The organism is Paenibacillus sp. J2L1-98 (assembly GCF_056269405.1).
The window spans coordinates 71538-86227 of the sequence record NZ_JBWDNW010000019.1; the positions used below are offsets into that span (position 1 = coordinate 71538).

A 14690-nucleotide genomic window follows, 5' to 3' on the forward strand; every position below is an offset into this window, starting at 1 on the left:
GGACTGCCCGTCAGGTTTGATTAGACCTGGCGGGCAGTCCTTTACTCGTTTGAGGGATTGACGGGGCAACCTGAGAATATTTAAATAAAAAAACAGAGAAAATTATAAGCGCGGCTGCTCCTGATTCTGTTATTCTGAATGGATGAAATGCCGCAGCAGATCGCGATGAGTAAAGGGGGAGCACCAGCCGTGAGAAGAAATAATTATACAGCCGGTTTATTGATTACGTTAGGAATTATGCTTATAACAGGCTGCATGAAAGATAACAGCGCTCCTGCGGAAAATGACAGTCAGCAGGAAAAAGTCGCGATCGAAAGACCGGTAACCCTTACCTTTTGGAGAAATTCAGGTAATAAAGCCGAAAATTCCGCCTATGATCATTTGATCGCTTCGTTTATGGAGAAGCATCCGTTGATAAATATAGAAATGATGCCTTTTCCGTACAGTGATTACGATACGAAGCTTAGAACCTCAGTCGCAGCAGGCAATCCGCCTGATATTATGGCGATCGACGCACCGAATCTGGCATCCTACGCGGAAGCGGGCGCGCTGCTGCCGCTCACCGGTAACTTCAAGAGAAACGGATATATCGAGGATATTCCGCAAACGACGATCGACGGCTACACGTACCGGCAAGATATTTATTTGGCGCCATTGACGGAGTCATCGATTGCGATGTTTTATAATAAAAAAATGTTTGAGGCTGCCGGCCTCCCTCTGCCCTCACGCAATCCGGACGAAGCCTGGACATGGGAGCAGGTGCTTGAGGCAGCGAAAAAAATCAACGATCCGGCTAATGGCATTTATGGCATTGATCCGGCGCAGGGCTTTCAAAACGCGGGAGCGACCGCTTATTTCAAATATCCGATCATCTGGCAATTCGGCGGAGAAGTGATGAATCCGGAAGGGACTACGGCGAAGGGCTATCTGGACTCGCCCGAAACGAAGCGGGCTCTGACGTTTTATGCCGAGCTGTTCACGAAATATAAAGTTGCTTCGTTCGAATATCCTGTTGATGCTTTTCCTAACCGCAAGCTGGGCATTACGATTGACGGCACATGGTCTCTTTCTCATATAGCGGAAAACTTCCCGGACTTTAAGCTGGGCGAAGACTTTGATGTTGCTCCTCTGCCAAAGGGAAGCAGACAAGCTGTTGCCAATGGCAGCTGGGGACTGGGCATATCGACGAAGAGCAGGCATCCGGAAGAAGCCTGGATGTTCGTCAATTGGATGACCAGCTATGAGGGCATGAAATTGTATACGAGCATTACGCGGGATATTCCGGCAAGGTATTCGGTCGCTAAGGAATTTGCGGAGCTGAATGAATATCCGAAAAATATTTTCGTTATCCAAAACCAGAAGTACGGCAGACCTCGTCCCATTACGCCGGTGTTTCCGCAAGTATCGGAGGCCGTCAAAAAATTGTTCGAGGAAGTGACGCTGGAGAAGCGGAACTTGGATGAAGCGGTTCAGGCTGCGATCAGCACGATCGATAAGGCGTATGCTGATTCACAGGCCATTTCGAAATGAAGATGATGAATGGAGAGGGGGCTGCCCGATGTTTTTCTCGCTTAGAAGCCGGCTGATGGCGGCTTTCTCTTTGCTGCTTATCGTCCCGTTCATTACGCTCGTGCTCGTACTCAGCCAAGAGTCGTCCAAGCTTATTCGTCAATCGATTGAAACGTCGACGTCACAGACGATCGAGCAATTTGCCTCACATGTCAATACGTCTATGACGCAGGTTGAAGAAATCGGCAATCAAGTGATGAGCAACCGCGTGACGCAGGAATGGATCACGGCTCAAATGAGCCGGGAAAGCTCGGTAGAGGAGCGTCTTCTCGCAAAGCAAAAGATGCTCGAATATGTATCGTCATATTCGATAAACAATTCCAGCGGTATCTCCATCGGAGTCTTCTCTGACTTCGGAGGCGGCGTTTGGACGCAGGACCGGTCGTATTTGGAGCAGGATTGGTATGAGCGGTTTATCGAAGAGGACAAGCGCTGGACGAAGGCGCATTCGGACCCCGACCAGGCGGATACGATTATGAAAGCCAGATTAGTTAACAGTTATATGCTCCCCTTAGTACAATTGCAATCGTTTACAAAATCAGGGTTTGTAAAAATCAATTATCCGACCTCCGTGCTGCGTGATGCAATCGAGAAAATCCGTTTTGGTGAAACCGGACGGGCCTACCTGCTGACCTCGGACGGCAGCAGCGTGCTTAACCAGCAGCTGCCGGAGGAAAGTGTGTCGATATTGTCAGCAGGCCTTGCAGAAATTAAAGCGGCGCAGAGCAATGCGGCAAGCGGCGTCTTTCCGATTAAGAGAGAAGATGACAGCTATTTATTGTTTTATCGTTATTTTGAAGAGCAGGACTGGTATGTAATCGGAGAGGTTCCCGAGAAGGAGCTGTTCGTAAAGATCGATCAAATCCGCCGGACGATGTTGTTTATTAGCCTGATATTGCTTATGCTTATTATTCTTGTCGCATTCTGGTTCTCCTACGGCATTACAAGGCCGCTTACGTCAATGGCCAGAGCGATGAAGCATGTTGAGCGGGGAGAATTTGCACAGGCCTTCAGCATGATGCCGTCCGTTCGAACCGGTCATACCGAGGTCGGCTACGTGACGAGGGTATTCGAAAATATGACGACACGGCTGCGGTATTTAATCGAGACGGAGTTCGAGACGAATCTGCGCCGCAAAAATGCGGAGTATAAAGCGCTGCTGCTGCAGATCAATCCGCATTTTTTTAACAACACGCTAGAAATAATTGGCGGGCTTGCCGCAATGAAAAAAAATGATGTATTGATGGACGCGACGGAGGCGCTTGGACAAATGATGCGATACTCGCTTAATTTAAATAGCGATTTGGTTAAGGTGAAGGAAGAGATGAACTATATCCGCGATTATTTGTTCATCCTGCAGCTGCGTTACGAGGAACGGCTGCATGTCGAGATTGAAGAGGATATGGCGTCCAGTCAACTGATGATTGCGAAATTTATATTACAGCCTATTGTAGAGAATGCTGTTAAATACAGCTTGGAGGAGAGCGGCGTTGCGAAAATTTCGCTCCAAGTGAGAACGGACCAGGACCGTCTTCACATTAGCGTGGCAGACAACGGGATAGGCATGGATGCTGCTTTAATCGCGCATTTAATGGGAGAGCTGAGCAATACGGATTCGGTCGATATTTTGAACAGCGGCGGGGACAGCATCGGTCTGCGAAATGTGCTGTCGCGCTGCCGTCTTTATTACGGGGAACAGCTTAAGGTCAGCATTGAATCGAGGCGCGGTGAAGGGACTGAAATTCGGATTAGCATTCCCGCGGTTAAGGGGTGAGAGACGTGTACAGCATTATTATAGTCGATGATGAAGCGGGTGTACGGAACAGCATAAAGGCAAAAATTGATTGGAACGCCGCAGGTTTTCAAATCGAGGCTGAAGCGTCGAACGGCGAGGAGGCTCTACAGCTTCTGCAGGAGCGTCAACTTCCGGATGTGCTCATAACCGATATCCGCATGCCGCAGATGGATGGCATCGGGCTGATTACGGCTTGCAAGCGGTTGTACCCGTCGCTCAAACTCGTCGTATTATCCGGTTATTCCGATTACGCTTATATGCAGGCAGCCATTCAGGCCGGCGTTAAAGATTATTTGCTGAAGCCGGTTGGCCGCAAGGAGCTGTCCGATTTGCTAGCGAAGCTGTCAGCAGAAATTGCTTTAGAGCAGACCGGCGAACAGATGCAGAAGGCTGAGCAGCTGCAGAGAGAGCAGCAGCTGCTTTCCCTGCAGGAGCAAATGCTGCTAAGGCTGGTCAAGGAGGAATTTTACAGCCTCTTGATTATTAAGGAGAGACTGGAGCAGCTGCATTTGTCGGCACTTATTGATGAGCAGCTTCAAGCCCGGTTCATTGCGGTCGAAATGAGAGTGCCGCCCGGCAGGCTTGGCGATGAACGTGAACATATTGATCTGCTGCATATGGCTTTCCAGATGCTGTGCCGGGAGACGGCAAGCGGATATTCGGGCATTCATCCTTTCTATGATGCCAGCCATCCTTCGATGATGCATTTTTTAGTTGAAAATGCGGGAGCTGAGGCAGGGGCCGATTGTACGGAACGGTTTATACGCCAAATTAAACAAAATATACAAAAGTATTTGAGGCTCGACTCCGTTATCGGAGTGGGAGAAAAGGTTAACGGCGTGCGGCAATTCAAAAACGGCTATTCGTCCAGCATGCTCTCGTGGAGCCGCAGCACGATTCACGGAACGAATGGAGCGGGCGACCAATATGTACAGGATTTGATAGCGGCGTTCTCACCGGAAATAGAGAGGCAGCTTGTCGTGTCCGTGGAGAACGGCGACTATAAGTCCTATTCGGCGCTGATTGAGCGCATTATTCCGCGCGGGATCGATTATCCGATGTTTACTTTCACCTTTATCGCCTCGCGCATCCTGCTCCTTTTTCATTCTATCGCCAAAAAGTATGAAGCGGGGGAAGCAGTGCTGCAGAAGCGGCTTTGGGATTGTCAAATGACGATCGGCGACTTTCATTCGCGGGAGCAGGTGCTCGGGCAGCTGGAGGAGCTTGCGTGTCTGGTCATGAAGGAAGCGCTGAAAACGCGGAGTTCAAGCGGTCAATCTATCGTGAAGGCCGTTCAAAAATATGTGGATGATAATTTTGCCTATGAGCTGACGTTGACCTCGCTTGCAGGGATGTTCCACCTTAACGAGACGTATTTGTCAGGTCTGTTCAAGCAGCATGCAGGCGTGACGTTCAGCGAGTACGTTACGAGCTTGCGGATGAACAAGGCGGGCGAGCTTCTTGCGCAAAGCGAGCTTAAGCTTACGGATATCGCGATGCTCGTCGGCATATCCAGTTCCAGCTATTTCAGTACCTCTTTCAAAAAATATTATGGAATGAGTCCTAAGGAATACCGGGAATGGCAGCACGAGAAAGCATGAAGCCGATGCAAAAAGAAAATGAAAAAAGAATGAGCATCTAGTATAATCAAACCAATTAGTTATTTTTAACATAAGTTGGTGCTCATCTTGACATTGCTGCTGGATTTGAAGACGGTTTTGATCTTGATCGTATTAGGACATCTATTATCTGTCGTTCTCATTAGCGCATATTGGCGTACGCATACGAAAGATCGTATTTTGAGTATGTTCTTACTTGCAAAATGTACACAAGGGCTCGCTTGGCTGCTGCTTATCGTGCGCAATGGCATTCCTGATGTGTTTACGATATCGGCAGCCAATTCCTTGCTGTTTATTGGATTTTCGCTGGAAACGGTCGCAATGCTTAAGCTGCAGCAGGCTTTTCATCGTTCTACGAAAATACTGTATATCGCGTTAACCTTCGCCGCTATTGCAGCGTTTCATATGGTTATTTTCTTTAGAAATGAAGAAAATATAAGAATAGCCGCAGCATCGCTAGGCACAGCTGCATTTATGGTCATTCCGGCTTATTCGATGATTCGGACCAAAAACCCATCGTTCATTTTGAAAATCATCGGATTATTGTATGTTTCTGCCTTCGTTTCCCTGATTGGAAGAGCAATGACTGCGTTGGAATCACATCTGCCGATCGGGCTGTTTACAGCTGGCATTTACCAGACGTTATCATTTCTAGCGCTATTTTTAATTATGTTCATCGGAAATATTGGATTCGTACTTTTGTTGAAAGAACAAGTCGACCAAGAACTTGTACGGTTAGCGAATTACGATGATTTGACGGGTGTATTAAATCGAAGGACGTTTGTGTTGCAGTCAAAACAAATGATTGGTGAGCATGCGAAAAAACATGCGCATCTTTCACTGGTGTTGTTCGATATTGATCATTTCAAAAAGATCAACGACACGTATGGACACCACATTGGAGATTGTGCGCTGCAGGAGCTTGCTAAGCATATCCGCGCCGAGCTTAACGGCAATGGCTGCTTCGGCCGGTATGGCGGCGACGAATTTGCCGTTTTGCTGCCGGGGGCGAACGAAATTGAATCAGACCGAATCGTAGAAGGTCTAAGAAAGGCTACGATGCAGGTTCATATTCCGGAAATGCTAAACGATCTCTCGATCAGTCTGGGCGTGGTTACACTCGTTCCCGACCAGCATACTAGACTTGAAACGCTGTACGAGCTGTGCGACAGGGCGCTGTACGATGCGAAGGATAACGGCCGCAACGTCGCTGCGCGGAGCCGGTCGGTTACAATGGCGGGTTAATATAGTCGTAATCTAGACGGGAAAGGGGCAATTTCAGAAGTCATCAGGGATGACTTCTGAGATTGCCCCTTTTGAAGCTTGAATTTCAGTTATTCCCTCTATATGTAACGTGCCCGCCATCTTGATGTTGCCGGTATCAAAGAATATTTGCCCTGATCTTTTCCCGAATTGCTGGTACAGTGGTTACATCTTAGAGGACAAAACTCCGTAACGTTAAAATGTACTTCAGTCGGAGCAGACAGGTAATTTCTATTTTTATGCCAGAGAGGTGAATCATTCACTCTCAAATCTCTCATAAATGCCTGTCCACTAAAACAAGCGGGGGGATTCTAATTCCTATGATTCCACCGAAATGTTCGGCTCTTAAATTCAAATTGTCTGGATCAGTCTTCATTACATTTTTCATTTAATATATTTTTCTTTTCTGAAAAAATAAAGGCATAAATGGTGTTTATCAATATGGCTGCAGCGGCCGAACTCCAAAATAACATCATAATTAAGGCAGCCACAGGATCTATATCAGCCCCTATTACAGTGTTCATTTCTATCTCCCTCCTTTTTGGAAAAATAAGGGCTGACGGCATTTACACCGGTGTGTAAACAATCATGTAATAAGTCATGAAAGAAGCGGCAACCATATGCAAACAACTTATCAAAACATAAACCAATCTGCCTGTTTTCAATGACAGCGGGGCAAGAAGCCTTATTATCATAAGCGAGAGGATTGATAAGCCCAACAGGCTAAAGAAAAACCTAAGGTCGACTACCTGCTCTTCAGTTATTATTAGGATCAAGACAGGGCCTAGTGATATTAGGGCAAGGAGTAATAAAGGCGCAACAAGCTGCCTGGCATAATTTTGTAAATTGAAATGCTGCCAAAACTTTATGGGAATTAGCAATATTACCACCGATATAAAATATAAAAGGGAAAGCATGAATCCATACCACATGTTCCTTTGGTTTATAATATTGTTTTTTTTCACTGCATAATTAAAGTTTTCTCCCGGATTTCCCAGCGCCATTACCTGATCCAAGGCCCTGATCGCCTTGCCGAAACGATGTTGCTTAATGAGAATGTCGGAATACAAATTCAGGGCCAGGGCTTTGTCTATACTTGACATGCCGGCCTTGTCAAAGCTGTTTATGTATTTTTCCGCATGCATTCTCGCCTCTTGATATTGAGTAGTTTCAAAATATTTGTTAGCCAAATAGATGTGCATTTCGGGCGCAATTAATGCGTTCTTACTCTTTGAAAGAATGGTTTCGACTTCCTTCAGGCTTTCTTTGATGCGAATATTGCCTTCTTCTAACTGGATTTTTCTAAAATCTCGCAATGCTTGCCATTCAGAACGCCTTTCATTTAGATAAGCAACTCTTTCCCGAAAAGTACTGGTAAATTTCCCCTCAGGGAATTGGACAAGATACATTTCATAAAAGGACAAAGCTTTTTCAAAATTAAAAAGGTAATTATCATAGAGATGGGTCAATTGCCTGTAGACCGTTTCATTATTCAGATCCGGATTCTTTGCCAGAAGTTCTTCCAAAACTAAAGCAGCCTGATCATAATTTTTGTCAACAAAAAATTGATTCGCTTTATTGCTGTATTCCTGTTCAAGGTCCTGAGAACTGTTTTGAGCCATGCTTGTGCCAGGACTTGTAATGAAGATAATTAAAGCAATCATAATTGAAAAAAAATATGGTGATTTATTTTTCTTCATGTACTTCCCCCTCACATGATTAGAACGGTACCAGTTGCAGATTGAATGCCCGCTCGACGAACCAGATTAAACCAAGAATAAAGATGGCTATGGACGCTCCAGCGATTATTCTTCTTGTATCGAACTTTTTCCTCATCAGCTGCAGAACGGGCAACAGGATTAAAACGATCATCAGCTGTCCCACTTCCACGCCGACGTTAAACGAGACTACCGAGAGAACAAGATCCGATTTTCTTGCGATGTACTCCTGAAGTACGCTGGCAAAGCCGAATCCGTGAATTAAACCGAAGGCGAATGTTACCAGCCAGCGATCAATGGCCTGTTTTGACAATATGTTTTCAAGAGCGATATAGCAGATGGAGAGGGCGATCACGCTTTCGACAATCCTGGAGTTCAGAGTGACAGCCTGCATTGCCGCCAGCAGCAAAGTAATGCTGTGCGCCACAGTAAAGGAAGTGATAATTTTTATGGCTTCCCTAGTAGATAAACCTATCAAAATTAAAGCGACCAGGAATAATATATGGTCATATCCGGTTAGGATATGTTTGATTCCAAGTGATAAAAAGGTAAATATTTCCGACCGTAAAGCGGCGGCTTTAGATTTAACGGAGAATTCCCACACGGTTTTGTTGGATTCGAATGTATACTGCAAATCCGGCTGGGTATAATCGAAGACCTTCTGCACCGAGTCGTCATCGGCATCGGAAAAATAGATCACACCAATATTCACATGGTCATTTTTAGTTTCTTCAAATAACAACCGGTAATCAATCTTTATCTTTTTGTCTTGCCAGTCAAAATTGATATCGCTTACCCTCAGCCATATTTTCCACAATGTTCCTTCTCGCTCTATTCTGTCTACCGTTACCGGGTAAGAGCGGTCATTGACGGAAACCGACAGCTTCTCGTTGATGTAAGGTTGAATAATGCCGGTTGCCATTTCCCGGAGCTGCTCACCGGTGAGACTGTCAAGGTCATGGCCGAGTTCCTTGATCCCTCTTATTTGCGAAAACAGGGAGGGGCCGAGCTCAATGGTGAACAGAATTCGATCCTTGCCAATGGCCCATTTTGATCCTCCCAGATTCAAGTCGTGAGCGAAGACAGGGGTTGCTATTAAAAGAAATGAAGCGATCAGGATCAATGACGCTAGTCTTCTGAACCATTGTACAGGCATGACGATATCCTCGTTTCTTCTTTGAGTTATTGAGCGGTCGCAGGGAAAACCCTGCGACCGCCTGTTTTATTATACTGCGAACAAACAAATCTTACTGGTAAGTCACTACAAGCTTGGGAGCTTTCGCAGCTGCGACTTCGTATGCCGACGCGGTCCGCTCACCGGTACCTGTGACGATGAAGACCATGGAATTGTTCTGGGCCCAGCCGGTGCGGTTGACGGTTTCTTGGACAATGCTCTTCAGGTCTGGGGTCCTCTGGTCAACCCCGGCAGCACCCACCGTGTTCCAAGCGACAGGGCTCCAAGAGACGGAAGCTGTCGTGGTGGCGCGGGAGGAGATGTTGTTAGCCGACGTGGTGAAGGTGCCCGGGTTATCGTCTGCCTGCCCCTTGACAGTCAGGTTAGTGGCGCCGGAGTTCGTCTCATCCACGGTGAACTGGATGTAGGCGTTAGTAATGATTTTGCCTTGCGGCACGTTGACGTTGTTGAAGCGCATTCCGACGTACTGGTTGCCAGTGGTCGCGGTGTCGTACACCAACTCCAAGTCGGAACTTGTGAGGGACATGGTGCCGCCGGTCTGACGCTGTTCGGCATCATCGCTGCCAGCGCTGACTTGGGAAGTGACCGTAGTAGGAGTGCCGCCGCCGGCAGCATTGACGGTGACGACTACCGTGTCAGTGGCAGTGGCCCCGCCGTTATCTGTCACCGTAAGGGTTAATGTATGGGTGCCAACAGCCAGGCTGACGCTCGGAGTGGCGCCGGTGGCAATCTGGGTTGCCCCCTCTTTCCAGACATAGGAAGAGATCGTTCCGTCCGGATCACTGCTTCCGGTCCCGTTCAGGGTAACCGTTTCGGAGCCGTTACCGTCGGTGTCGGTTACAGTCTGGTCAGGGCCGGCATTAGCGACTGGAGGCTGGTTGCCGCCGCCACCGCCTTGGGGAACCGATATGGTCTCAATTACCGTGCCGTCTGCCCTGCGGGCGGTCATTGCCATTGTGCTTCCTGCAACGTTGAACTCGGCGTAGTGGAACGACTGATCTGTTTTGACGATGTTCGGATTGCTTGGGTTAGGAACATACAAGGAAGCGCCGCCGCCGCCAGAGGTAACGTACTGGATGCCTTCGACGACCGCACGTGCATAGTTATGGTTGTGTCCATTTAAGTACATTTGTACCCCGTACTGCTTCAGGACTGGATGGATGGCGCTCTGGACAGTGGCATTATTCGCATGAGTGCCGGCGCCCCATCCCGGCTGATGGGCCATTACAATCTTCCACGGCTTGGTGGTGGAAGCAAGGTCGTTGACCAGCCAGTTGTACTGGGCCGAGCCGGAGGTAAAGGTCGCATACTCGTCAAGCACTACGAAATGGACCGGGCCGTAATCGAAGGACCAGTAGTAGTTAGCCACGTACGGATAGGGGAAGTACTTATTGTAGACCGCGCCTGCACCCTCATGGTTGCCTCTTGCCCCGATCATTGGGACCTCGGCCTGGAGGGCGTGCATCTGCGGGTACGTGGACCCGGATACGAAGTATTGAGAAGTCCAGTCGCTCTCGGTTTCGGTTGCGACAAAATCCCCGCTGTGCAGGATAAGGGTCTGGTAGGCTGGGTCGGCGGTATAAGCCGAACGTGCACGGGATGCTACCTGCTCATGATTACTTGGGGTGCTGCGGCTGTCGCCGTAGGCGAGGAACTTCACGGAGGTAGCGGTAGCCGCCGGCGCGGTGCGGAAAGAACCAGCCTGACCGTCTACATCATAGTAATACTTGGTGCCCGGCTGCAGCCCGGTGATGGTGTACTTGTGCTGGTTGGCGGAACCGTACGTCCCGACGGTCGCTTGCCCCATCGAATAAGTGGTGTCGGTACCCCATTTGATGACGTTCGACTCAGTCACGCTCGTCTGCCAAAGAACGCTCATCGAGGTGTTGGAACCTTCGAACAGCAGATACGGCCCTTTTATGAGGTTGCCTGCAGCTGACGCGCTGTACATACCAATGGTGAGAAGAATACTAATAACACAAAGAACCAATAAACCTTTCCACTTAGCTTTCATCTTTTTCTTCCCTTCTCTTCTCTTTGATTAGGAGTCGGAATCACGGGAAACCACCGCACCGTGCTGTCTAAAGCTGAAACTAAAAAAAATCTTCTTTCCCTCCTTTCACTACTGGCATCCCAGCCGGCGGCACACCGCTACCACCCCGGCTGATTTGCTTCCATCTTTCTTTCCTCTTATCCCCACGAAAGAGTTTGCGGTTAGCAGATATTCCCGGAACCAAACTGCCAATGCTAATTATACTGGTTAAATTTGATAGATTGTTTTATTTTTTTGTTAATTAAATAATAGAAGTTCTATAAAAAATATAAAAAAATATAAAAAATAATGAAAAAACTATTTAAAACTTACTCTCAAATTAACAATTATTTAAACTCGCCAAAACATACCTGTTACAATTCTTCTCTATGCTTAATCGATATGACAAGTCATATCAATCGAATAAGAATCAAGTAAATCCCGAAAGAGAGAGATGGACAGCCGATGAGATCATTGTTCACTGCAAGAGATTTTGCGATTACGCAAGCGAGCGTAGCCGCACTCCTTTTTTTATCAATTCCTTTGTTCAATGTCATTGGTTTCAGCAACCATAAGCTGACGGCCGTCCTGCACGGATTGGGCGCGACCGTCACCGTCATCATGAGCTGCTATACGATGCATCTGACCTATCCCATGCTACGGGGCAAGAATGGGGCCGCGGCCAGCCTGGAATGGTCGCTCTGGCTGACGAATCTTATGGTTCTGCTCACGATCGTGTTCGGAAACTTGCTCTACATCGCTTACCGGGGGCCGGACGGTCCCCAGGAGTGGCTGATGTACCATAGCCCCTCGGTACATTTGATCGTGATGGAATATAAAGAATTCGTCTCGCTGTACCCGCTCCCTTTGGGAATTGGGGCGGCCGTTTTATTGCGCCGGTTTCGCCATGCTCTCGAACCAGGCTCGGCGGCAAGCGGGATCATCGCTTTATTAATCACGCTATTCTGGATCTGTTTGCTGATCGGATTTGTGCTTGGCATCAGCTTGGCTAGACTTAGAATGGTATGATTTTCAACACGGTTGAAAGGGGAGAAAATCGTGCAAGTGCACAAACATCGAAAAACAGGTGAAATCGCTGCCGTTCTGCTTTCGGTATGGCTCGGTATCGCAACTACAACTGTCTGTCACATATGGAGCGTTTACAATCCGGTCAGAGCCAATCCGGTTTTGCTGAAGATCGGCTCCTGGATACCCAGTTGGTGGGGCATCGGTCCCTATGCCGGCAAAGAAACGGCAGGACTGCTCGTCTGGTTGGCCGCATGGGCAATATTCCACTGGACGATCGGACGGAAAGAGGTTGCTCTGAAACCATGGACGATCGTATTTGCAGTTGCCTTTTTCGTCAATCTGATAGTCATCTGGCCGACGGTTTACCACGCCTTACTAGGCTGGCCGAACATGCCGAACACTTTGCCGGGAGGAGGAGGGGGCTAATCATGTCCATCATATCCAAATATAAACTTTCTTTGTTGCTGTGGGTGTCCTTTTGTCTTCTGTTTTTTTCCTACTATTGGACAAACGTGCCGACGGAAGGATTCAAGTCATCCGCCCCGTCGTCCATGTCGTTTCGATTCGGTTATTTCAGCCAACATGAAGGGGAACTCGGGGAGTGGACCAAGCAATTCGGGGACATTTCGTTTTTTGTTGCGCCCTATCAGCTGCTGCAGCGTCATCCGGAAGCGCAAACGTTTCAACTTTATCCCATATATGACGGTTCTACGACGGAAAACCGTTTCAACCAAGCTTATCCTCATCTGCCTGCAGAGACGCTTCCGGGTTACGGGAAATCTTTCTATACGGTAAGTCACGGAAATGCCAGATTTTTTTTTCTGAACGCCGACCGGTTATCGGATGCGGGAGACCGTCAGTTGGAATGGATCCGTCAGTCGGTTGACGAATCTAAGCCAACGTTCAACGTTGCATGGCTGAGCGAAGATCCGAAGCTTCCCGAGATATGGAACGCGTTCAGAGCCGCCGGAATTAACGCGGTTTTCATCCGCGATTCCGTCTATACTCTTGAATTGGCCGTTGAACAAAAGCCTTCCGGTTATGTGCCCGCCGAATATAAGGGCTGGGGAATGTGGGATTTGTCCAGGCTGAAGGAAACGCCCTTCATTACGGTCATTGAAGCGAATAATGACGCGCTGTTCATTAAGGCCGAGAATAAACAGGGACAAGTGCTGGATCAACTGGAACAGGATGCGCTGAATCTGGCTTCGTGGAACTTGGCTACGTTGAAACAAAAGCAGGAAATTCCGCTTGTGGGCATACAATCCTTATGGCGCTACCATCCGGGCAGCAAGGAGATCAAATTCTCCATACCGAAAGGGTTAGATGTGACGGGAGAAGGTCCGATCATTGAAACTTTGCACACGGAAACTGTTCCACTGCCTGCTTATGATTGGCGCAGTCCGGAATACGACGATTCCGCCTGGAAGATCGGCAGGGCTCCTTTGGGACATACGAATAACTGGGAGCGGCAGGCTTATGTTCAAACAAGCCTGAAGGCCGCGAAGTCCCCAACTTATTATTTTCGCAATTCGTTTGAATTGGATGGCGATCCGGGGGGGCTGTCCGGTTTATATTTAAATATCGCCTATGAGGACGGTTACGTCGTTTATCTGAACGGCCAGGAAGTATCCCGGGACTCCATTCGAACCGGTCTCTTAACCAGATCGTCGCTGGCGTATCCGAATGAATTTTCCTTCTATCGAAGAATTGATCTGAAAGCGCATTTGAACAAGCTTGTGAAGGGACCTAATATCATCGCCGTTGAATTGCACCGCAGCCATCCCGGCTCGCCAAATCTGTTCTTTGACCTTGCCTTGTCTATTGAATCAGATGGAAAGGAATGTAGATGATGCGGACAGATCTGATGAATTGCATGAGAAAACCGGCGTGGAGAAACGTTGCATCATTTTTGCTGATCGTTTGCCTTGCTGTCTTCACGACCGGATGCGGCGTCCCCGTTCCATCCGGCACGATTCCTTTTACCGACATTGCCTTTACGAAAAATGATCTGATTGTCCAGAACCGGAGCGGAGATGTTCGGTACGATGTGAAAATCACCATTGACGAAAAGTACACATATGTAGCGGATGTGCTGCCACTTGGTAAATCCAGCCATCCATTAACCGAATTCGTTGATGATCAGGGCAATCGTTACAAACCCGGGCTGTTGAACGTCCGCAATGTGATAGTCTATATCCCGGACAATAATGAAGGCAAAGAGTACTATCGTTGGTAAATCGCGGCAAGGAGAAAACATAGGGTCGTAATACAGCCCATTGGCAGGCAGGTGCTCTATGATCCAACCCAACATTTACAGGGTCCCCTGCCTGCCTCTCTTAAGAGCGGTTATTGAGAAAATTCAAGCCATAATTTTGCATATTAAATTCTACCTAAATCTAGAACCTCTTTCTCATTCCATCTAATTTATCAAGCCACTCATTCATCTATCAGCACAGGCCGCATCATC

General features: G+C 47.9%; 12 protein-coding genes. 8 read left to right on the plus strand and 4 right to left on the minus strand.

Translation table 11 applies throughout. The features are described from left to right. Nucleotides 1-189: 189 nt before the first annotated feature. From AC0YNZ_RS24505 to AC0YNZ_RS24520, 4 genes are all read left to right on the plus strand, one after another. Nucleotides 190-1530, plus strand: coding sequence for an ABC transporter substrate-binding protein (locus tag AC0YNZ_RS24505; protein ID WP_475829105.1), 1341 nt, complete (start codon nucleotides 190-192; stop codon nucleotides 1528-1530). A gap of 28 nt (nucleotides 1531-1558) precedes the next feature. Next, nucleotides 1559-3343, plus strand: a complete 1785-nt coding sequence (locus AC0YNZ_RS24510) for a cache domain-containing sensor histidine kinase (protein ID WP_475829106.1) — start codon at nucleotides 1559-1561, stop codon at nucleotides 3341-3343. A 5-nt stretch (nucleotides 3344-3348) separates the two neighbouring features. Beyond that, nucleotides 3349-4965 carry a response regulator transcription factor gene (locus AC0YNZ_RS24515; protein WP_475829107.1) on the plus strand — a complete coding sequence of 539 codons (1617 nt, stop codon included), beginning with the start codon at nucleotides 3349-3351 and terminating at the stop codon, nucleotides 4963-4965. A gap of 87 nt (nucleotides 4966-5052) precedes the next feature. Further along, the gene (locus tag AC0YNZ_RS24520; protein WP_475829108.1) at nucleotides 5053-6228 is read left to right on the plus strand and encodes a GGDEF domain-containing protein; all 1176 of its coding nucleotides are present in this window, start codon (nucleotides 5053-5055) and stop codon (nucleotides 6226-6228) included. Nucleotides 6229-6611: 383 nt separating this feature from the next. Here AC0YNZ_RS24520 and AC0YNZ_RS24525 read toward each other — a convergent pair whose 3' ends face one another. The 4 genes from AC0YNZ_RS24525 to AC0YNZ_RS24540 all read right to left on the minus strand — a co-directional run bounded on the left by AC0YNZ_RS24525 (nucleotide 6612) and on the right by AC0YNZ_RS24540 (nucleotide 11173). Further along, nucleotides 6612-6770, minus strand: coding sequence for a hypothetical protein (locus AC0YNZ_RS24525; protein WP_475829109.1), 159 nt, complete (start codon nucleotides 6768-6770; stop codon nucleotides 6612-6614). A 42-nt stretch (nucleotides 6771-6812) separates the two neighbouring features. Further along, complete coding sequence (locus tag AC0YNZ_RS24530) at nucleotides 6813-7946, minus strand: tetratricopeptide repeat protein (RefSeq protein ID WP_475829110.1); 1134 nt, start codon at nucleotides 7944-7946, stop codon at nucleotides 6813-6815. A gap of 19 nt (nucleotides 7947-7965) precedes the next feature. Then, the gene (locus AC0YNZ_RS24535) at nucleotides 7966-9120 is read right to left on the minus strand and encodes a HupE/UreJ family protein (RefSeq protein ID WP_475829111.1); all 1155 of its coding nucleotides are present in this window, start codon (nucleotides 9118-9120) and stop codon (nucleotides 7966-7968) included. 91 nt (nucleotides 9121-9211) lie between these two features. Further along, entirely contained in the window at nucleotides 9212-11173 is a 1962-nt protein-coding gene (locus AC0YNZ_RS24540) for a metallophosphoesterase (RefSeq protein WP_475829112.1), read from the minus strand. Nucleotides 11174-11656: 483 nt separating this feature from the next. Here AC0YNZ_RS24540 and AC0YNZ_RS24545 point away from each other — a divergent pair, with 483 nt between their 5' ends. Genes AC0YNZ_RS24545 through AC0YNZ_RS24560 form a run of 4 tightly spaced genes read left to right on the plus strand, consistent with a single transcriptional unit; the run spans nucleotide 11657 to nucleotide 14459 of the window. After that, complete coding sequence (locus AC0YNZ_RS24545; RefSeq protein ID WP_475829113.1) at nucleotides 11657-12220, plus strand: hypothetical protein; 564 nt, start codon at nucleotides 11657-11659, stop codon at nucleotides 12218-12220. 30 nt (nucleotides 12221-12250) lie between these two features. Further along, nucleotides 12251-12646 (plus strand): hypothetical protein, encoded by a 396-nt coding sequence (locus tag AC0YNZ_RS24550; RefSeq protein WP_475829114.1) that lies wholly within the window; start codon nucleotides 12251-12253, stop codon nucleotides 12644-12646. 2 nt (nucleotides 12647-12648) lie between these two features. After that, entirely contained in the window at nucleotides 12649-14073 is a 1425-nt protein-coding gene (locus tag AC0YNZ_RS24555) for a hypothetical protein (protein ID WP_475829115.1), read from the plus strand. Next, a complete protein-coding gene (locus tag AC0YNZ_RS24560) occupies nucleotides 14070-14459 on the plus strand; it encodes a hypothetical protein (RefSeq protein WP_475829116.1) in 390 nt (129 codons plus the stop codon). Before AC0YNZ_RS24555 ends, AC0YNZ_RS24560 begins: the two co-directional genes overlap by 4 nt. Nucleotides 14460-14690: the final 231 nt, after the last annotated feature.

What these genes read in the sequence shown, in the direction of transcription:
- AC0YNZ_RS24510 (WP_475829106.1), top strand. Translation starts at nt 1,559, where the DNA reads ATGTTTTTCTCGCTTAGAAGCCGGCTGATGGCGGCTTTCTCTTTGCTG.
- AC0YNZ_RS24525 (WP_475829109.1), bottom strand. Translation starts at nt 6,770, where the DNA reads ATGAACACTGTAATAGGGGCTGATATAGATCCTGTGGCTGCCTTAATT.
- AC0YNZ_RS24530 (WP_475829110.1), bottom strand. Translation starts at nt 7,946, where the DNA reads ATGAAGAAAAATAAATCACCATATTTTTTTTCAATTATGATTGCTTTA.
- AC0YNZ_RS24535 (WP_475829111.1), bottom strand. Translation starts at nt 9,120, where the DNA reads ATGCCTGTACAATGGTTCAGAAGACTAGCGTCATTGATCCTGATCGCT.
- AC0YNZ_RS24540 (WP_475829112.1), bottom strand. Translation starts at nt 11,173, where the DNA reads ATGAAAGCTAAGTGGAAAGGTTTATTGGTTCTTTGTGTTATTAGTATT.
- AC0YNZ_RS24545 (WP_475829113.1), top strand. Translation starts at nt 11,657, where the DNA reads ATGAGATCATTGTTCACTGCAAGAGATTTTGCGATTACGCAAGCGAGC.
- AC0YNZ_RS24555 (WP_475829115.1), top strand. Translation starts at nt 12,649, where the DNA reads ATGTCCATCATATCCAAATATAAACTTTCTTTGTTGCTGTGGGTGTCC.
- AC0YNZ_RS24560 (WP_475829116.1), top strand. Translation starts at nt 14,070, where the DNA reads ATGATGCGGACAGATCTGATGAATTGCATGAGAAAACCGGCGTGGAGA.